The organism is Salinibacterium amurskyense, assembly GCF_002797685.1.
In the GTDB taxonomy this organism is placed as follows: Bacteria; Actinomycetota; Actinomycetes; order Actinomycetales; family Microbacteriaceae; genus Rhodoglobus; species Rhodoglobus amurskyensis.
Genome location: NZ_PGFH01000001.1, coordinates 600,133 through 618,187 on the forward strand (window position 1 = coordinate 600,133; position 18,055 = coordinate 618,187).

Sequence of the window (18,055 nt, forward strand, 5' to 3'; positions counted from 1 at the left end):
TCGCTCACTTTTCGTTAGGGGATGCAGATGTCTACAGTGTTGAGAAGAACGGTGTCCATCGCTGCGGTAGGGGTAACGGCGCTCGTAGTGCTCGGCGCTTGCAGCCCGCCCGCGGAGCCCGAACCTACGGCCGCACCAGCGGGTGGGCCCGCTCCCACTGAGACAGCTGCACCCCCGTTTCCCACAACAGTCGTGCACTCGGGTGGGGAGACCACGCTCGAAGTAGCGCCGGAACGCATCTTCACTTTCGGCGCTCAGCAGACGCATTCGCTTCTAGCGCTGGGTATCGCGCCGGTCGCCTCCGGCGGCGGATCGCTTGGTCCTTGGCGGGAGGAAGCGATCGGCTCGCTCGGCGCCGGCGTGGTGCCGACCATCGATCCTCTCGACGGTGACACTCTTGCCGATGTTGAAGCAGTCTCGCCAGACGTAATCGTCACGGCGCTGCCTTTTCAACCGTTCGACATGGATCCGACGTCATGGCTTGCCTTTTATAATGATCTGCCTGAGGTGGCCCCGACGATCCGTCCACCTCTTTCAGCCCTTGACTCTCCAGAGTTCAGTTCTTCGGACTCGTGGCGCGAAACCCTCCTCCAGATGGGGCAGATTGTTGGTCACGTGCCTGAGGCTGAGGCTCACCTAGCGTCTATCGACGATTCGTTGGCGGCGCATGCTGCGGCGCATCCTGAGTTCGCAGGAAAGACCATCGCGGTCATCTCGCCGCAAGGAGGTTCTGTTGCCTACAGTAAATCCAACACTGCGGTCGCGGCTCTCCTCGAGCAACTCGGTTTCACTTACGCCGATGACTCAACTGTCGCCTACAACTCAGAATCGGACAGCGGCAAGGTGTACTACTTGTGGGCCGACGATGTCGAACAGCTTGACACCGATGTGCTGATTTATATCGGGGACCCGGTCGGTGCGCCCTATTGGGTAACGTTCGTTGAAGCGAGTGCTACGGGGGCTGACGGGGTCATTCACTATCCGGGCTTCCTCGATGAGCCGACTCTGGGCATGTTCGCACCCACTGCGCTCTCCGTGCCGTGGGCAGTTGATGCTTTCGTCGCAGACCTGGCTGCGTCGATTGGTGCTCCGTAGGCGGCCTTAGTTCGCGCACAGAAAAGGCCCCGCCGACATGGTGTCGACGGGGCCTTTGTGGTCTGCGGTGGCGCTACCGGCTAGTGCGAGTGCTCGGTGGGAGCTTCGCCAGCTTCGGCGGCAGCCTGCTGAGCAGCAACCTGCTTGTGAACCTCGACCATGTCTAGGTTCTTAGCGCCTTCGATGACCTGCTCGAGAGCGGGTGCGGGAAGAGCGCCAGGCTGAGAGAAGACGAGCACGCCTTCGCGGAAAACCATGAGCGTTGGAATCGAGGTGATTCCGGCAGCGCCCGCGAGCTCCTGCTGGTCTTCGGTGTCTACCTTGCCGAACGTGATGTCCGGGTGGGCTTCGCTTGCGGCTTCAAAGATGGGCCCGAACTGCTTACAGGGACCGCACCATTCAGCCCAGAAATCTACAAGCGTGATTCCGTCTTTAGTGACCGCCTGGCCAAAGTCTTCTGAGGTGAGAGTGATTGTCGACATAGTTACATCCTTTCACGGAGCCCAACAACGGCAACTGAATAATGATTCCCACAACGCTATGGCGGCTGTTTTGCGTTTATGCACAAAGTGATGCGGTGGGTCTGGCGTCCACTTGGTTGACCGTGAACGAGACACTTTGCGGCCGCGGGCAACGCTCGTAACGTGACAATTACCGAACTTTCACGAATCGAGATAGCCATGACCCAGGTTCACGACCACACGGCGACCGACGAGGCGCCGCAGTCATCCACCGCAGCCCCTGACGCCGCAACTTCCCCCGCCGCAACGACAGACGCCGCCCCCGCCATCAACGTTGAGTGGTTGGGCGAATACCTGCTGGGCAAGTGGGCGAAAGAGCGCAAAGAGTCGCGCACCCTGATGTCGAACCCCGAGTTCCACCGCGTTGACGGTCTCTCCATGGAAGACCATCGCGAGCGTGTGCTGCACCAGCTCTCGCTTCTCGTGGAGAACAAAGCCGTTCACCGCGCGTTCCCGATTGGGCTCGGCGGCGACGACAACCACGGTGGAAACATTGCCGCATTCGAAGAAACCGTTCTGGCCGACCCGTCGCTGCAGATCAAGTCGGGCGTGCAGTGGGGCCTCTTTGGTTCTGCCGTCGTGCACCTCGGCACGAAAGAGCATCACGACAAGTGGCTGCCCGACATCATGAGCCTCAAGACTCCTGGCGCCTTCGCGATGACCGAGATCGGTCACGGTTCGGATGTCGCGAGCATCGCCACAACCGCGACCTACGACGCCGACACCGATGAGTTCGTCATCAACACCCCGTTCCGCGCAGCGTGGAAGGAATACCTCGGCAACGCAGCGCTCCACGGCAAGGCAGCAACGGTCTTCGCTCAGCTCATCACCAAAGACGTCAACCACGGCGTTCACGCGTTCTACGTTCCGCTGCGCGACGACAGCGGCCCGCTCCCCGGAATCTCGACCGAAGACGATGGCCTCAAGGGCGGTCTGAATGGTATCGACAACGGCCGCCTTCACTTCGACCACGTTCGCGTTCCTCGCACCAACCTTCTCAACCGCTACGGCAACGTCGACGAGAACGGTAACTACACCTCCGACATCGACAGCCCCGGTCGTCGCTTCTTCACGATGCTCGGCACGCTCGTCCAGGGCCGCGTTTCGCTCGATGGCGCCGCGGTGCTCGCGAGCAAGCTGGCCTTGAACATCGCCATCAAGTACGGCTCGGAACGCCGCCAGTTCACGGCATCCAGCAACACCAACGAAGAAGTGATTCTGGACTACCAGCGTCACCAACGTCGACTTCTGCCGCGCTTGGCTCAGACCTACGCGATGTCGTTCGCGCACGAGGAGTTCCTTGAGAAGTTCGACGGAGTTTTCTCGGGCCGCACCGACACCGATGCTGACCGTCAAGACCTCGAAACGATCGCCGCTGCGCTCAAGCCGCTCAGCACGTGGGCCGCGCTCGACACCCTGCAAGAGGCTCGCGAGGCCTGTGGTGGCTCCGGCTTCATGGCCGAAAACCGCCTCACGCAGATGCGCGCCGACCTCGACATCTACGCCACCTTCGAGGGCGACAACAACGTGCTGCTCCAGCTCGTCGCCAAGCGACTGCTCACCGACTACTCGCGCAAGTTTGCGGGGGCGGATGCTGGCGCCATGGCTCACTACGTCGCCGACCAGGTCAACGAGGCTGCCGTCAACCGCACGGGTCTTCGCCGCTTCGCCCAGAACGTGGTGGATTTCGGTTCCACTGCCCGTTCGATCGGTTACGTGCGGGACACTGATTCCCAGCGCCAGCTGCTCACCGATCGCGTCGAAACGATGGTGGCGGATGTCGCCGGCAAGTTGCGATCAGCCAGCAAGCTTCCGCAGGCTGAGGCTGCCGCTCTCTTCAATAGTCACCAGAATCAGCTCATCATGACGGCCCAGGCGCATGCCGAGCTGCTGCAGTGGGAGGCGTTCACTCGCGCCCTCGAGAAGATCGAAGACAAAGACACTGCTCAGGTCATGACCTGGTTGCGCGACCTCTTCGGTTTCAGCCTGATCGAGAAGAACCTCGCGTGGTACCTCATGCACGGTCGCATCTCCACGAACCGCGCGCAGGCCATCACCGACTACATCGACGACCGCCTGCTGCCGCGCTTGCGTCCGCAGGCTCTGGATCTCGTGGCCGCGTTCGGTCTGACCGACGAGCTGGTGCGCGCACCGATTGCCTCGGGTATCGAAGCGAAGCGCCAGAACGAGGCTCGCGACTACTGCGCCGCGCGCCGTGCTTCGGGTGAAGAGCCCGTGCACGAGAAAGACCTGAAACAGAAGAAGCGCCGCTAAACGCGTCGAACAAAAAGGCTGGTGCTCCGCGTTGTGCGGGGCACCAGCCTTTTCTGCGTCGACAGCTCGGGGCTGAGCGGTTGGTTACGTTTCGCTCGTGGTCGCTGAGCTCTCGCCTGCTGCGGTGCCTTCGGCGTCATCGTCGCCGCGACGTCCCGCGTCAAGACGCAGGCTGGCGAGGAATCCAAACGCAAGGAAACCGGCAGCCGCGAGTGCGGAATACCGTGTCGAGTCGGTGAATGCTTGACGGGCGTCGGCTGCGGCATCCGGTGACTGAGCATCGAGCGCGCTGATGCCGGTGCCCGCGGAGTCGACGACGAGATCGACAATCTGGGTGCGGGCTTCAGTGGGAATGTCGGCGCGGTCGGCGAGCTTGGCATCGAGCCCGGTACCGAGACTCGCGAAGAGTACGGTGCCGAGAATGGCGATTCCGAGCGCGGAGCCGACCTGGCGGGCCGTGCTCTGCGTTCCGGATCCCTGGCCCGACTGGCTGAGCGGCACGTCCTTGAGCACCACGCTCGTGAGCTGGGCGGTAGCGAGGCCGACTCCGAAGCCGTAGATGAAGAGGCCGGGCGCGATGTGCCACCACTGCGCATCCGGGCTCAACGCGAACGCCACGATCAGTACGCCAACGATCTCGGCGCCGATTCCGACCCGCACGATCGTGACGGGCGTGACCTTGTTGCCGAATGCACCCGCGAAGCCGCTCGCGACGAACGAACCGATCGCGAGAGCGAGGATGACGAAACCGGTCTGCAGAGCGTCATAGCCCAGCACGTTTTGCAACCACAACGGCAGGGACAGAATGATGCCGAACTCACCGAGCGAGACGATCATCGCGGCAATGTTGCCGTTACGGAACGATGGAATCTTCAGCAGCCCGAACGCGAGCATCGTTGACTTGCCGGCGCGCTCGCGAGCGAAGCCCCAGCGCACAAACACGATGCCGCTCACCAGCGCCAGAGCAAACGCGAACGGGATCGGGGAGACGTCCCACGTCCAGAACGCGGGAGGGGTGTCGCTGAAGAACCAGCCGTAGCTGCGGCCCTCAATGAGAGCGAAGACCAGCGACGCGAACAGCACTACGGAGAGAGCGGCGCCCACGATATCCACTCGTCGTTGGGCGGAGGGCTCTTTCGATTCAATCGTGAAGATCAGGATGCCGATAACGATGATGACGCCCAGTGGCACGTTGATGCCGAAGGCCCAGCGCCACGAGTAGTACGTCGTGAGCCAGCCGCCGAGGAGCGGGCCCACCGCCGCCATTCCGCCGATGGTGGAACCCCAGACAGCGAACGCGATGGCGCGCTCGCGGCCGCGGAAGGTGGCGTTGATCGTGGAGAGCGAGGAGGGGAGAATCATTGCTCCACCGATGCCCTGCACGAGGCGGGAGGCGATGAGTAGCTCTCCGCTTGCTGCGGTCGCCGCGAGGATCGACGAAAGCGCGAAGACGACGACACCGATAAGGAGAACGCGGCGTCGGCCGTAGCGATCAGCCAGTGTGCCGAACACGAGCAGCAGTGCGGCGAAAACAAGCGTGTAGCTCTCTTGCACCCACTGCACCTGCGTGGAGTTGAGATCGAGATCTTCGACGACCGAGGGGATCGCCACGTTGACGATCGTCGAGTCGACGATGATCAACGCCACGGCGATGCTGATGAAGAGAAGCCCCCACCACCGTCGCCGTGACGGTGCGATGTCGTTCACTAGGCCTTCTGTTCGGCTCGCAATTGAGCGATGGCGAACACGGCCGTGCTCGTCAGAACCGCAGCGACAGCGATGATGGCAGCGATCGCGGTAGGTTGCGAAATAAGGTCACCGGTGAGGCGGGCGACCGCAAGCCACGCGAGTCCCCAGCTCAGCGAGAGCGCCGGAGCGAAGTGGGTGCGGCCGCGGGCGGCGAGCGCGATTCCGGCAGCGCCGGCTACCGCGACAACGACGATGCCCCAGACATCTTGCGAGATTCCGAAGCCGTCAAAGCCGATGGCGTTCAACCACGCTGCGATGTTCGCGGCGGTGGCAACGCATACCCAACCGAGGTAGAGGCCGATGGTGCCGTCGGTGATGATGGCATCCACCGCACCCGCTGCAGGCAGCTTCACGGTAATGAGGTAAGCCCGAATGAGCACGAGCAGCAGAAGGATGATGACGGGCACGCTGAGCGCGAGCATGTCGAACTGGATGGAGAGGATCCACGCGGCGTTCAGCACGAGCGAGGCGGCCACCCAGTAGCCGACGCGGCGGTGCAGTTCGGTGTTGGTCTGCTTGGGGAGCATCTGCCAGACGGCGTAGGCCACAAGCCCAAAGTAGATGACGCTCCAGATAGTGAAAGCAGAGCCGGCCGGTGCGATCACGGTGGCATCAGCACTGAGTGCTCCGCCGGCGACCTCTTGAACTGGGGTTCCGCCGTACGCTCCGGAACCGACGAAGGCTCCGATGAGGGCGAAGGTCGCGCTCGCCGCAACCGTGATCTGCCGGACTACATCTCTGGATTCGCGCATTACGTTCTCCTTAGGTTGAGTGCCAGCCTAGAACTCCCTGAGTGGAGTTAACCTAAGAATCGCTGAGATGTGGGTGTCGCTCAGGTACAGAAGTCAACGCGCGACGGCGCCGAGGGCGCGAGCGATGCGAACTCGACCGCGAAACGCTTCGACGCGATTAGTGCGTGAGGCCGCCGAGCAGACTGGGCACCGCGAGGTTCACGAGCAGGATGACGCCGGTGAGGGCAACGATGACGCCCATAACAACGAGTACGGCCTTGCCCAGAACGGTGACGAGGGAGATGAAGTTCATGCCTCAAGGTTACCGCAGTGCGCTCTCGCTAGAGCGAAACGGTGCGGAATCCCGCGTTGCCCATCGATGAGTCTGGCGTGTTCTGCGAGCGGGCCGAGTTGCGGTACCGGTTGCAGTACGAGATGTGGCACAGGTAGCTGCCGCCGCGCAGCACGCGAACGGTTCCGTCGAGCGGGCCGCCGGGGTTCGCAGTAGGGGAGTCGGCCGAAAGCGTCGCGTAGTAGTTGGCGTCGTACCAGTCGGAGCACCACTCCCACACATTGCCCACGGTTTGGAAGAGTCCGTAGTCGTTGGGCTCGAAGCTTCGCACGGGCGCGGTGGTGAGATAGCCGTCGTCGAGAGTGTTGGTGCGGGGAAACTCACCCTGGAAGATGTTGGTGCGCCAGCCGCCAGCATCCATCTCTTCGTTGCCCCATGGATACTTGGCCTGGTCGAGGCCGCCGCGCGAGGCGTACTCCCATTCGGCTTCGGTGGGCAGGCGTCGGCCCGCCCACGCGCAATAGGCTTGCGCGTCGTTGAAGCTGATGTGCACGACTGGATGATCGCCCAGCCCGTCAATCGAAGAGTCACGACCACCGGGGTACTTCCAATCGGCGCCGTTCACCCCGAGCCACCACGGAGCGCCTGCAGCACGACCCATAATGTCCTCTTCGGGAGCGGCGACGGCGAGATGGAAAACTGCCGAATTTCCGAACGTTTCTGCCTCGGTGAGGTAGCCCGTGGCATCCACGAACCGGGCGAAGTCGTCGTTCGTCACGCTCGTGACGTCGATGGAGAATGCGGCCAAGGAAACCGGATGCTGCGGGACTTCGCCATCGGCGGCGTTGCGGTCGCCCGACGAGTCGCCCATCACGAAGGTGCCGGCGGCAAGGTGCGCTTGCTCGATGAGGTGCTCGCCTGAACCGGGCGTTACTGAGCCTGCAGCGGATGCGGATGCCGATGCATCGAGCGCGGCAGGTGCTGCCGGTGCCGCGGAGAGCGGCATGCCAAGGGGTGCCGCCGCGCTGCGTTGTGGGGTGCAGGTGCAGGCGTCTCCGCAACTCGAACGTGGGGCGTCATCCATCGCCCCAGTCTATTTGTGGAGGGCGGCACCGCGAGCGCCGAGCGTCTCGGGAGGACTCTGCGCGATCGTCAGATCTCGGTAGTAAAGTCAGCCTGTGACGTTCAACGACAATGCTCGAATCAATCCCAACAAGGTCTCTCGCCGCGGCCCCAGCACCGGAGTCGCGGTTGGTGGTGGCAGTGTGCTGCTGGTTATTGGGCTCTTCGTTGCTTCCCAATTTCTTGGTATCGACCTGACGGGGCTTGCCGGTGGCGGCACCTCGGGCACCGAGCAGCAACAGGGCGAATCGTTGTCGCAGTGCACTACTGCCGAAGCGGCCAACAGCGACATTGATTGCCGGATCGCTGGCGCCGCCGATTCGCTGGACACGTACTGGGCCACTCAGATAGACGGCTATCGCACAACCAACGTTGTGCTCTTCACCGATCAAACGAACACCGGCTGCGGCGGCGCTACGAGTGCGAGCGGCCCCTTCTATTGCCCGCCAGACGAGACGATTTACGTCGACACTGCGTTCTATGACGACCTGCGCACTCGCTTCGGTTCCACCGGCGGTCCCCTCGCCGAAATGTACGTGATTGCTCACGAGTGGGCTCATCACATTCAGAATTCCACCGGCATCATGGAGGGTCTTGACCGTCAAACGTCAGGACCGTCGTCTGATTCGGTGCGGCTCGAATTGCAGGCCGACTGCTTTGCTGGTGCTTGGGTGGGCGCGGCATCCACCATCACTACCGATGACGGTGTTACTTTTCTCGATCCGGTGACGGATGCCCAAATCGCGGATGCTCTCAGCGCAGCCTCTGCGGTCGGCGACGATCGCATCCAGGAGTCAACGCAGGGTCAAGTAACTCCCGAGACGTGGACGCACGGCTCGAGCGATAAGCGTCAGCAGTGGTTCACGACCGGGCTCGAGGGTGGGCCCAACGCCTGCAACCTGTTCGAGGTCGCGACTCCGTAAGGGTCTCGGCGAGCTCTGCTCTCGTGACGGCAACCTCACGGGCTTCCTGACGCGGGGCCGCGAATTATCCCTGCGGGGTGCCTAGGGGCGCGCTTCGGTAGCGCGCGAAGGGGGCGTGAGCTGAAACACGGCGTACGCCGCGATGGCGGTGAGAAGGATGTTGGCCCAATCAGCGTTGAACGAATCGTTGGGCAGGTACTGCTCTAGAAACGCGGACAAGCTGCGGATGGCGATGCTCCAGATGCTGAGGGTGAGAAACGCTCTGCGCGCCCAGCCTTGGCCACGCTTGAGCAAAATCAGCAGGCCGAAGTTGAAGATGCCAGCCATGACGAGCGAGACACTTGCGTCGGACGCGGGGAACAAGCTCCACACCACCGCAATGGATTGCGCGACGATCGCAACGGTGAGCCACGGAAAGTCTGGCTGGTCGTCAATAACCGGTTCAGCGCTCGCCTCGGGGATCTGTTCAGTCACTCTCAAATCTTTCCATGAGAACTCGCGATCGCTAGCTCGCGAAGATGCCCCAAGTCGAGGGTCGGCGCGGCAGCGGTAGCCGCAGCCGCTTTTGCGAGCTGGTGAAATTTCGCTGGCTCAGTGCTGTGGTGGGGTGTTGTCGGGAGTGCGCTGCGGCTCAGGAAAAAGCAACGCGAAGACCTCGCTGGTGAGGTACTTAGGAAAAGCCAGCGCTAAATCGCCGGCACCCGTCGAAACTGCGAAGTGCGCCGAGTCTGCCCACGCTGGGGTGGTGCCGAAGCGGGGATCCCCGTCAATCGGCTTCACAGAGAGCACGGGAACCGTGCGATTGCCAACAATTCCCGTGGTTGGCGAGAACTTCAACTGGCGATCGGCGATCTCACCGACGCCAAAGCTCCACTCGGTTCCGATGTTAAGAACGCGGCCATCCATCGCTCGAATCGCGCACTTCACTTTCTGGGCCTCAAGAAGACGGCGATCACGCGCTCGGTGGTTCATCGGGTTCACCGGTAGCCACGCGGCGAAGAGTAGAACCAGAAACTCGAGGAGTGCGCTCACTGCGTAGGGGCTCCTCACGCTGGTCTCTGCGGCGAGCGTTTTCGCTTCCGTGGGAACAGAGCGTACTCAGATTTCGCCTCTATGGATACGTTGCTCGGGCCTGCCTTCGAAAACTCAGGAGATTTGCGAACGCCCGTATGCAGGTCTCAGAGGAAACCTGGGCTTGTCGGGCGCTCGTTCCGGAATCTCCTGAATTTCCGTAGAGGTCAAACGAAAAGTAGAAGGCTAGCCAGGGAGCGCGGAGCTGGGTGCAAGGAGCGCGGCAGGATGAAAGCAAAAGCTGAGTCCGAGCCGGGCGCGGAAGCCCTCGAGGGCAAAAAAATGACCCTCGCCCGGTAGAAGCCCGGGAAAGGGTCAAGTGGCTCCGACGGGCGTCGATCCCGTGACCTCACGATTTTCAGTCGTGCGCTCTACCAACTGAGCTACAGAGCCGTAAGAGTTTCCTCCTACGCGCAAAGGTTTCCCCTTGCTACAGAAAAAGCCCCTCCTTGCGAAGAGGCTTTCTGTTTTGCGACCCTGACCGGACTTGAACCGGCGACCTCCGCCGTGACAGGGCGGCGCGCTAACCAACTGCGCTACAGGGCCAAGCTATTAAATTCTGTGTGTGTCTGGTGACCCCAACGGGATTCGAACCCGTGCTGCCGCCGTGAAAGGGCGGTGTCCTAGGCCACTAAACGATGGGGCCTCGAAGTCACAGAACTTCTTAGCTACCGAGGGAAAAGCATACGGTGCGTTTCGTGATTTACCAAACTGAGAAGCAAACTGCCTGATATTTCTCGAAGCGCTTTTTCCAACAGGCTTAAATGTACCCGACTTTTGAGGCGCCTGATACTACGTTCAGTAAGTGGTTGAGACTTTTGCGCCGAGGGGAATAATGAAGGTCATGCATTCGAGTAGCGGAACCACGGCAACCCGAGCCCGCCGCCCCCTAACTTTTCGCGTGATTGGCTTCGCCGCAGCCCTCAGCCTCGTGGTCGGAGTGAGCGTTGTGGCCGGCACCAGCCAAGCCGCCTTCGCCGACGACTACCCCACGTGGAGCGACGTCACTGAAGCCCGCAACGACGAAGCCGCGACCAAAAAGGTTGTCGAGCGCATCAAGGCTGCCCTTGTTCAGCTCGAAGCTGACGCCGCGGCCGCCCAGAAGAACGCGGAAGAAAAAGGCAACATCTGGCAAGAGGCCGATACCAAGTACCAGGCCAAGGCCACCCAGACTGAAACTTTGCAAGAGCAAGCGGATGCCGCAAGCGCCGAAGCTGACGAAGCCGAGACGCGCATCGGTGAGCTTGCGTCGCGGCTCGTGCGTGCCGGCGGTGGCGACGTAACTACCAGTCTTCTGGCCAACTCGCAGGACGCCGACGCGTTGCTCTACAACCTTGGTATGTCGTCGAAGATTTCGCAGCAGACATCCGCCCTATTCGAGCGCGCCGTTCAGGCTCGCAATACGGCGCAGTCGCTGACCGATGCTGCTGAAGTTGCTCGCGCTGAGCTGGAGATCCTCAAGATCGCCGCTGAAGAAGCGTTCGCTGAGGCTCAGGCGGCGGCTCAAGCCGCCGAAGAAGCTCTCGCTGAGCAGCAAGAGCGCAAGATCGAGTTCGACGCTCAGCTTGCCGCCCTGACTTCTGCTCGTAAGGCAACTGAGGCGAGCTACTTGGAGGGTGTGCGCGAGCGCGAGGCCGCCCGTGCGGCTGCGGAGGCAGCGGCTCAGGTTCCGAATTTGGATGCTGGTGAGATCAGCCTGAGCGGCTGGGCTCGCCCCGCCGGTGGTTACATCACGTCGGTCTATGGCTACAGCTCGAACTACGGCTCCAGCTTCCATAAGGGAACCGATATCGGTGCGAGTTGTGGTGCTGGCATTTACGCGGCGTCGAGCGGAACCGTCGTCTACGCCGGTTACGGCTGGAATGGCGGTTACGGAAACTACATCATCCTCGAGCACGCTGGCGGATTGCGCACCGCGTACGGTCACATCGTCGACGGCGGTATTCACGTTTCGTACGGCCAGAGTGTGGCTGTCGGAACGAAGATCGCCAGCGTGGGTACAACCGGAAACTCCACCGGATGCCACCTTCACTTCGAAGTGCGCCCCAACGGGTGGGATACGACCGACCCCGTTTCGTTCATGGCGGGCCAAGGCATCCAGCTCGGCTAACCCCTCAGCGCGTGCGCGCGCTTCCGCTCACGGCGACGTTCTCGTAACTCTGCAGCGCCCATTTTCCGCAGCATCCTGATGGTCGAGCGCGGGCCGAGAAGTTGCTCTTCAGCATCCGCGCCGACAAGGGCCCCTCCACGTCGCAATTGCATTCAACAAAAGGTTGAGACTTTTGGGTCGCATGTTGTTAGTGTGGTCAATGTTATTCGTGTGACTAATGGCCATTAGTCGGCGCTCAACGATGTTTAGGGGAACAATTGAAGGTCATGCATGCGAGTCGGGGGACCGCAGCAAAGTCTAGGCTTCGCTCACAATCTTTTCGCGTCATCAGCTTCGCTGCGGCGCTCAGCCTTGTCGTCGGCGTCAGCGTTGTCGCTGGAACCAGTCAGGCTGCGTTCGCCGATGACTACCCCACGTGGAGTGAAGTCACCGAGGCCCGCAACAACGAAGCGGCGACTCAAAAAGTAGTCGACCGCATTAGAGCCGCCCTGGTTGAGCTTGAAGCTCAGGCCGTTGCCGCTCAAAAGGATGCCGAAGAAAAGGGAAACGTGTGGCAAGAGGCCGACACGAAGTACCAGGCCAAATCCGCGCAGACGGAAACTTTGCAAGAGCAGGCGGATGACGCCAGCGCCGAAGCAGATGACGCCGAACAGCGCATCGGTGAGCTTGCTTCGCGCCTCGTGCGCGCCGGCGGCGGCGACGTCACCACCAATCTTCTTGCCAACTCTCAAGACGCCGACGCTCTGCTGTACAACTTGGGCATGTCGTCGAAGATCTCTCAGCAGACTTCAGCTCTCTTCGATCGCGCAGTCCAAGCCCGCAACACCGCTCAGTCGCTGTCAGATGCCGCAGAAGTGGCCCGCGCTGAGCTCGAAGTATTGAAGATCGCCGCCGAAAAAGCGTTTGAGGAAGCTCAAGCAGCAGCAGCGGCCGCAGAAACGGCTGTAGCGGAACAGCAGGAGCGCAAGGTCGAGTTCGAGGCACAGCTTGCGGCCCTTACCGCTGAGCGCGTCATAACAGAAGCCGACTATCAGGCGGGCGTCAAGCAGCGCGAAGCGGAGCGCATCGCACGCGAGAAGCGCGCTGCAGCGGCTGCAGCCGCGGCAGCAGCAGCTGCGGCCGAGGCCGCCGCGGGATCCGGCGGTTCCAGTGGCGGTTCAGGTTCCTCGAGCGCCAACGGCTGGACGAAGCCCGCTTATGGCTACATCACCTCGGTCTACGGTTACAGCTCGAACTACGGTTCCAGCTTCCACAAGGGCACCGATATTGGTGCGGGCTGCTACTCCAACATTTATGCGGCATCCAGCGGAACCGTCGTCTACGCGGGCTACGGCTGGAATGGCGGCTACGGAAACTACATCATCCTCGAGCACGCTGGCGGCGTTCGCACCGCCTACGGTCACATCGCGCCCGGCGGCATCAAGGTGTCGTACGGCCAGAGTGTGTCTGTCGGAGCAAAAATCGCCGAGGTCGGAACCACCGGAAACTCCACTGGTTGCCACTTGCACTTCGAGGTGCGCCCCAACGGGTGGGACACCACGAACCCTGTGTCATTCATGTCGGGTAAGGGCGTTGGCCTCGGCTAAAGTCTGAGCACACGCTTGAGGCAACGGAGTCTCGGGCAGAGGGAGCACGCCGTGGACTCAGTAGCCGGACTTATCGTTGTGATTACGGGTGCTGCCCGCGGCATGGGCGAGATCTATGCTCAGCGAGCAGTCGCTGAGGGCGCAGCCCACGTGGTGTTGCTCGATGTCGATGCCACGGCTCTGGATGTCGCGGCCGCCGCTCTGAGCGCTGCGGGCGGTTCCGTCAGCAGTTACGTTGTCGATCTCTCGTCACGCACGGCGATCGAGTCAGTCGCCGAGCGCATCCGTACCGAAGTCGGAACCCCACACGTGCTCATCAACAACGCGGGCATCGTGCGTAGCGGCTACTTCTGGGATCACGACGCGGCGCGCGACATCGAAGCGACAATGCAGATCAACACGCTTGCGGCCATGTATCTTTCGCGCGAACTGCTGCCCGCGATGATCGAGGGCGGAGCGCCCAGCCGCATCCTGAATATCGCGTCAGCGGCAGGCACGCTATCGAATCCGAACATGAGTGTCTACGCGGCATCCAAGTGGGCCATGATCGGCTGGAGCGATTCGCTGCGGCTCGAACTGACCAAGGCGGGCCACGCGCAGATCGCCGTAACGACATTCGCGCCCAGCTACATCAGCACCGGAATGTTTGCCGGAGCTCGGGGCCCGCTGTGGACCCCGATCATGACGCCCGAGAAAGCCACCGCGGCAGCGTGGTCGGCGATGCTGCGCGGGAAGCCCCTGCTGATGAAGCCGTGGACGGTGGGACTCGCTCGCGGGCTCAAAGGACTGCTGCCCACGCGGGCCTGGGATTTTGTGGCCGGGCGCGTGTTCAAGGTCTACAACTCAATGGATGAGTTCACCGGGCGCTGAGCCCACCAGACGCTGAGGCGCTGAGCCGCTGAGCCGTTGTGACCTGTTAAACGCCAATGGCGAATGCCGAAGCATCCGCCATTGATCGTGGAGCGCGGTGTGCGCTGAGAACTGCCTAGTGGCCTTCGGCCTTGAGCTTCTCGAAGCCAGCCTGAACGATTGCTTCCGCTTCAGCAGCGTCGCCCCAACCGTCGATCTTGACCCACTTGCCGGGCTCGAGGTCTTTGTAGTGCTCGAAGAAGTGCTCGATTTCCTTGCGCGTGAACTCAGGAACGTCATTCAAGTCCTGAATGTGCGACCAGCGCGGGTCCTTGGCCTGAACGCAAATGACCTTGGAGTCGATGCCGCCATCGTCGCTCATGTTGAGCACGGCAACCGGGCGAACCGAGATGCCAACGCCGGGGAAGGTGGGGGCGTCGAGCAGAATCAGCGCGTCAACGGGGTCACCGTCGAGGCCGAGAGTGTTCTCGAAGAAGCCGTAGTCGGTGGGGTAGGCGAAGGTGGTGAAGAGAAAACGGTCGAGAAATACGCGACCGGTTTCGTGGTCAACTTCGTACTTGTTCCGGCTTCCGCGCGGAATCTCAACGACAACGTCGTATGCGGCCATGTAGCTGCTCCTAAGAAAAATGTGGGGTTGCTGCAATAACGTTACTGGATGCACTCCGAACGGCGCCCCCGTCTTACGCCCGCAATCGCTGACGTTCGGCGTGCAGTGCGCACCGCACTGAGTTCGTTGCCGGTGCCCGCAGGCTTGTCGGCGGGCACTGCCGGCTCAGAACCGCTCGTTCTTGTCGCCCTCAGTGGCGGCCCTGACTCGCTCGCGCTGGCGGCCGCGACGGCCTTCGAAGCGTCCAAGGCCGGGGTGCGAGCTGGTGCCGTAATCGTGAATCACAACCTTCAAGAGGGGTCAGCGGATGTCGCTGCCGCCGCCGCGCAGCAAGCACGCGACCTCGGGCTTGACCCCGTCGACATCCGCTCGGTTCTCGTTGGTGACGCCGGAGGCCCCGAGTCTGCCGCCCGTGACGCGCGCTACGCGGCGCTCGCCGAAGCCGCCGCCGAGCACGGCGCCATCCGTGTGCTGCTCGGCCACACCCTCGACGATCAGGCTGAAACCGTGTTGCTCGGCCTCGCCCGTGGCAGCGGAGCGGGCAGCCTCAAAGGGATGGCAGCCGACACCGGCCAGTACCTGCGGCCGTTACTTGCCATCGCGCGAACCACGACCGTTCAGTGCTGCGAAGACTCCGGAATCGTGGCGTGGAATGACCCGCACAACCTCGACACCTCGTACACGCGAGTGCGGGTGCGGCAGACCGTATTGCCGCTGCTGGAAAGCGAACTGGGGCCCGGCATCCGCGACGCACTAGTGCGAACCGCAGACCAAGCACGCGAAGATGCCGACGCTCTCGATCATTTTGCCGAAGAAATGGCCGAAGATTTGGCCGAGATTTCAGAGGCCGGAATCTCGTTACCAGTGCGCGCGCTCGCTGCGAATCCCGCCGCTCTTCGCCAGCGTTTAATTAGGTTGGCGGTGGCAAGCGAGTTCCATGTGTCGCTCAGTCGCACCCACACTCTGGAGATCGCGAGGCTTGTCACCGACTGGAGGGGGCAGGGACCGATCGACGTTCCCGGCGTTAGGGTTGAACGACGAGAGAACCTACTCCACTTTTCGGCCCACAGTGAGGAACGCGATGCAGTTTAGCGATGTCGAAGGAGACCTCAGCGAGGTCCTTCTGACCCAGGAAGAAATCCACGAGAAGATCGCCGTGATGGCGCGTCAGATCGAGGCAGACTACGCCGGCGAGAAGCTGCTGCTGGTCGGTGTGCTGCGCGGAGCCGTCATGGTGATGGCCGACCTGGCTCGCGAACTCAGCCTGCCGCTCGAGATGGACTGGATGGCCGTCTCCTCGTATGGAGCCGGCACGCAGTCCTCGGGTGTCGTTCGCATCCTCAAAGACCTCGACAGCGACCTTGAGGGCCGCAAGGTGCTCATCGTTGAAGACATCATCGACTCTGGCCTCACGCTCTCGTGGTTGCTCGGCAACCTGCGCAGCCGCGGTGCTGCCTCGGTCGAGATTTGCACCCTGCTGCGCAAGCCGGATGCCGCCAAGGTCGAAGTGGATGTCAAGTACGTCGGCTTCGACATCCCCAACGCTTTCGTCGTGGGCTACGGCCTCGACTACGCCGAGAAGTACCGCAACCTGCGCGGCGTCGCAGTGCTCGCACCCCACGTTTACGCGTAGGGCCGACTGAATGCGGGCGAAGGCAGCAATTGATCAGGCGACCGACGAGATTGTTGGTCTTTTTGAAAATCGGGTAGCCGAGCAGAAGGCCCCAGCATCGTTCTTCGCGGTCTTCGGGCCCGATGGCATTGTGCTGGAGGGCGGCTACGGCGAGAAGGTTCTTGGCGAGGGCAACGCTCCCGATCGCGACACGGTGTTTCGCATCGCGTCGTGCACGAAGAGCTTCACGTGCACAATGCTGCTGATGCTGCGCGATCGTGGCCAGCTGAATCTCGATGCTCCGATCACTGACTTCGTTCCCGCCTTCACCGCTCTCGAGCCAGCTGCTGCTCCCGTCACTCCGAGTGTGCGTCAGCTCATGACGATGTCGGCGGGCTTCCCGACCGATAACCCGTGGGGCGACCGCGTAGAAGAAATGACGCGGGCCGAGCTCGACGAGTTCATGGCGGCGGGCATCCGCTATTCCAGCATGCCAGGCACTCGTTTCGAGTACTCGAACCTGGGCTATGCCCTGCTCGGCGAAGTCATTGCCGAGATCACGGGCCGCCCTTACATCGAGGCGATTGCCGCCGAAATTCTCGAACCGCTCGGCCTTACCTCGACCCGCTTCGAAGAAGACCCGGATGCCGATGTCGCCCTCGGCTACCGGCTCGCGAATGGGCAGTGGCAGGTTCAGCCGTTCACCGGGCCCGGAGTCTTCTCGGCCATGGGGGGCTTGTTCTCTAGCGCGACCGACCTCGTGCGTTGGTCGCTGTGGCTCGCTGGTGCCCTCGATCCGGAGGACACCTCAGACGGACCGCTGTCTGCCGCCAGCCGCCGCGAACTTCAGCAGATTCAGCGCGCCGTGCCCGAGGGCATGTCGAAGACCGCCGAGTTCTCCGAGCCGACCGCGCATGGTTATGGCTACGGCCTGTTCATCGATGAGGGCACGACGAAGATCGTGTCGCACTCGGGCGGTTACCCCGGCGTGAGTGCCCACATGCGCTGGCACGCGCCGACCGGGCTCGGCATCGTGGCATTTGAGAATGGCACCTTTGCCGCATCCTCGATTCCCGCTACTCAGGCTCTGCAGGCTGCACTCAACGCCTATGGCGAGCTGACGACGCCGGCTCCGGCGTGGCCCGAAACTCTTGCAGCGCGCGACGTGTTCGACGGGCTTGTTCGCCAGTGGGATACCCCCACCGCCGACGAGCTCGCGGCGGTGAACCTGGCGCTCGATGTTCCGTGGACAGAGCGCATCGCCGGGATTGCGAAAGCCATCGCCGAAGTGGGGCCGCTCACGAGCGCTCCGCTGGCCGAAGTGCCGCGCACCCTCAGCGATACTCCGGCCGCCACGAACTGGACGATCGAGGGAGAGCGCGGGCGACTCAAGTGCCACATCTTGATGAGCCCGGAGCTTCCGCCGCGCGTTCAGACCTTCACCGTTACAGCCGAAAGCGAGTAGCGCAGCAGACATCAGCGCTCGCCGCGA

Annotated in this window: 17 protein-coding genes and 3 tRNA genes; 9 read left to right on the forward strand and 11 right to left on the reverse strand. The window is 62.3% G+C overall.

Annotated elements, in window-relative coordinates:
- Positions 1-27 precede the first annotated feature (27 nt).
- On the forward strand, positions 28-1,095 hold the full coding sequence (locus CLV85_RS02730; RefSeq protein WP_157847471.1) for an ABC transporter substrate-binding protein: 1,068 nt from the start codon (positions 28-30) through the stop codon (positions 1,093-1,095).
- A gap of 80 nt (positions 1,096-1,175) precedes the next feature.
- Here the strand turns inward: CLV85_RS02730 and trxA are convergent, their stop codons facing one another.
- Entirely contained in the window at positions 1,176-1,577 is a 402-nt protein-coding gene (gene trxA, locus CLV85_RS02735; RefSeq protein WP_100388069.1) for a thioredoxin, read from the reverse strand.
- A 198-nt stretch (positions 1,578-1,775) separates the two neighbouring features.
- Between trxA and CLV85_RS02740 the strand changes: the two genes are divergently transcribed.
- Positions 1,776-3,890, forward strand: a complete 2,115-nt coding sequence (locus tag CLV85_RS02740; RefSeq protein WP_100388070.1) for an acyl-CoA dehydrogenase family protein — start codon at positions 1,776-1,778, stop codon at positions 3,888-3,890.
- A gap of 84 nt (positions 3,891-3,974) precedes the next feature.
- On the opposite strand, the gene CLV85_RS02745 is transcribed toward CLV85_RS02740, so the two are convergent.
- The 4 genes from CLV85_RS02745 to CLV85_RS02755 form a co-directional block, all read right to left on the reverse strand.
- The gene (locus CLV85_RS02745; protein WP_229820369.1) at positions 3,975-5,597 is read right to left on the reverse strand and encodes a DHA2 family efflux MFS transporter permease subunit; all 1,623 of its coding nucleotides are present in this window, start codon (positions 5,595-5,597) and stop codon (positions 3,975-3,977) included.
- Positions 5,597-6,391 (reverse strand): tryptophan-rich sensory protein, encoded by a 795-nt coding sequence (locus CLV85_RS02750; protein WP_100388071.1) that lies wholly within the window; start codon positions 6,389-6,391, stop codon positions 5,597-5,599. Before CLV85_RS02750 ends, CLV85_RS02745 begins: the two co-directional genes overlap by 1 nt.
- 157 nt (positions 6,392-6,548) lie before the next feature.
- Positions 6,549-6,683, reverse strand: a complete 135-nt coding sequence (locus CLV85_RS13570; protein ID WP_268249126.1) for a hypothetical protein — start codon at positions 6,681-6,683, stop codon at positions 6,549-6,551.
- Positions 6,684-6,711: 28 nt separating this feature from the next.
- Complete coding sequence (locus CLV85_RS02755) at positions 6,712-7,746, reverse strand: formylglycine-generating enzyme family protein (RefSeq protein WP_268249125.1); 1,035 nt, start codon at positions 7,744-7,746, stop codon at positions 6,712-6,714.
- Between the two features lie 94 nt (positions 7,747-7,840).
- Between CLV85_RS02755 and ypfJ the strand changes: the two genes are divergently transcribed.
- Positions 7,841-8,707: a KPN_02809 family neutral zinc metallopeptidase gene (gene ypfJ / locus CLV85_RS02760; protein WP_100388073.1), complete on the forward strand. Its 867-nt coding sequence runs from the start codon at positions 7,841-7,843 to the stop codon at positions 8,705-8,707.
- Positions 8,708-8,788: 81 nt separating this feature from the next.
- On the opposite strand, the gene CLV85_RS02765 is transcribed toward ypfJ, so the two are convergent.
- The 5 genes from CLV85_RS02765 to CLV85_RS02785 all read right to left on the reverse strand — a co-directional run bounded on the left by CLV85_RS02765 (position 8,789) and on the right by CLV85_RS02785 (position 10,424).
- Positions 8,789-9,181, reverse strand: coding sequence for a hypothetical protein (locus tag CLV85_RS02765; RefSeq protein WP_100388074.1), 393 nt, complete (start codon positions 9,179-9,181; stop codon positions 8,789-8,791).
- A 117-nt stretch (positions 9,182-9,298) separates the two neighbouring features.
- Complete coding sequence (locus tag CLV85_RS02770) at positions 9,299-9,739, reverse strand: hypothetical protein (protein WP_100388075.1); 441 nt, start codon at positions 9,737-9,739, stop codon at positions 9,299-9,301.
- Positions 9,740-10,098: 359 nt separating this feature from the next.
- Positions 10,099-10,171: transfer RNA gene (locus CLV85_RS02775), tRNA-Phe, on the reverse strand.
- A 79-nt stretch (positions 10,172-10,250) separates the two neighbouring features.
- Positions 10,251-10,324: transfer RNA gene (locus tag CLV85_RS02780), tRNA-Asp, on the reverse strand.
- 24 nt (positions 10,325-10,348) lie between these two features.
- A tRNA-Glu gene (locus CLV85_RS02785) sits at positions 10,349-10,424 on the reverse strand.
- A 189-nt stretch (positions 10,425-10,613) separates the two neighbouring features.
- On the opposite strand from CLV85_RS02785, the gene CLV85_RS02790 reads away from it, so the two are divergent.
- The 3 genes from CLV85_RS02790 (at position 10,614) to CLV85_RS02800 (ending at position 14,344) form a co-directional block, all read left to right on the forward strand.
- Positions 10,614-11,888 carry a M23 family metallopeptidase gene (locus CLV85_RS02790; protein WP_100388076.1) on the forward strand — a complete coding sequence of 425 codons (1,275 nt, stop codon included), beginning with the start codon at positions 10,614-10,616 and terminating at the stop codon, positions 11,886-11,888.
- Positions 11,889-12,154: 266 nt separating this feature from the next.
- A complete protein-coding gene (locus CLV85_RS02795; RefSeq protein WP_229820367.1) occupies positions 12,155-13,474 on the forward strand; it encodes a peptidoglycan DD-metalloendopeptidase family protein in 1,320 nt (439 codons plus the stop codon).
- A gap of 51 nt (positions 13,475-13,525) precedes the next feature.
- Positions 13,526-14,344 carry an SDR family NAD(P)-dependent oxidoreductase gene (locus CLV85_RS02800; RefSeq protein ID WP_100388078.1) on the forward strand — a complete coding sequence of 273 codons (819 nt, stop codon included), beginning with the start codon at positions 13,526-13,528 and terminating at the stop codon, positions 14,342-14,344.
- Positions 14,345-14,459: 115 nt separating this feature from the next.
- Here CLV85_RS02800 and CLV85_RS02805 read toward each other — a convergent pair whose 3' ends face one another.
- A complete protein-coding gene (locus CLV85_RS02805; protein WP_100388079.1) occupies positions 14,460-14,951 on the reverse strand; it encodes an inorganic diphosphatase in 492 nt (163 codons plus the stop codon).
- Between the two features lie 48 nt (positions 14,952-14,999).
- Here CLV85_RS02805 and tilS point away from each other — a divergent pair, with 48 nt between their 5' ends.
- From tilS to CLV85_RS02820, 3 genes are read left to right on the forward strand one after another with little or no spacing between them, the layout of a single operon-like run.
- Positions 15,000-16,043 carry a tRNA lysidine(34) synthetase TilS gene (tilS, locus tag CLV85_RS02810; RefSeq protein ID WP_100388080.1) on the forward strand — a complete coding sequence of 348 codons (1,044 nt, stop codon included), beginning with the start codon at positions 15,000-15,002 and terminating at the stop codon, positions 16,041-16,043.
- Positions 16,033-16,584, forward strand: coding sequence for a hypoxanthine phosphoribosyltransferase (hpt, locus tag CLV85_RS02815; RefSeq protein ID WP_100388081.1), 552 nt, complete (start codon positions 16,033-16,035; stop codon positions 16,582-16,584). The genes tilS and hpt overlap by 11 nt, the downstream gene beginning before the upstream one ends.
- Positions 16,585-16,594: 10 nt before the next feature.
- Positions 16,595-18,028, forward strand: coding sequence for a serine hydrolase domain-containing protein (locus CLV85_RS02820; protein ID WP_100388082.1), 1,434 nt, complete (start codon positions 16,595-16,597; stop codon positions 18,026-18,028).
- The last annotated feature ends 27 nt before the right edge of the window (positions 18,029-18,055 follow it).

Excerpts from the sequence above, each read along its gene's own strand:
- CLV85_RS02730 (WP_157847471.1), top strand. The coding sequence starts at position 28 with ATGTCTACAGTGTTGAGAAGAACGGTGTCCATCGCTGCGGTAGGGGTA.
- trxA (WP_100388069.1), bottom strand. The coding sequence starts at position 1,577 with ATGTCGACAATCACTCTCACCTCAGAAGACTTTGGCCAGGCGGTCACT.
- CLV85_RS02740 (WP_100388070.1), top strand. The coding sequence starts at position 1,776 with ATGACCCAGGTTCACGACCACACGGCGACCGACGAGGCGCCGCAGTCA.
- CLV85_RS02750 (WP_100388071.1), bottom strand. The coding sequence starts at position 6,391 with ATGCGCGAATCCAGAGATGTAGTCCGGCAGATCACGGTTGCGGCGAGC.
- CLV85_RS13570 (WP_268249126.1), bottom strand. The coding sequence starts at position 6,683 with ATGAACTTCATCTCCCTCGTCACCGTTCTGGGCAAGGCCGTACTCGTT.
- CLV85_RS02755 (WP_268249125.1), bottom strand. The coding sequence starts at position 7,746 with ATGGATGACGCCCCACGTTCGAGTTGCGGAGACGCCTGCACCTGCACC.
- CLV85_RS02790 (WP_100388076.1), top strand. The coding sequence starts at position 10,614 with ATGAAGGTCATGCATTCGAGTAGCGGAACCACGGCAACCCGAGCCCGC.
- CLV85_RS02795 (WP_229820367.1), top strand. The coding sequence starts at position 12,155 with ATGCATGCGAGTCGGGGGACCGCAGCAAAGTCTAGGCTTCGCTCACAA.
- CLV85_RS02805 (WP_100388079.1), bottom strand. The coding sequence starts at position 14,951 with ATGGCCGCATACGACGTTGTCGTTGAGATTCCGCGCGGAAGCCGGAAC.
- tilS (WP_100388080.1), top strand. The coding sequence starts at position 15,000 with ATGCACTCCGAACGGCGCCCCCGTCTTACGCCCGCAATCGCTGACGTT.
- hpt (WP_100388081.1), top strand. The coding sequence starts at position 16,033 with ATGCAGTTTAGCGATGTCGAAGGAGACCTCAGCGAGGTCCTTCTGACC.
- CLV85_RS02820 (WP_100388082.1), top strand. The coding sequence starts at position 16,595 with ATGCGGGCGAAGGCAGCAATTGATCAGGCGACCGACGAGATTGTTGGT.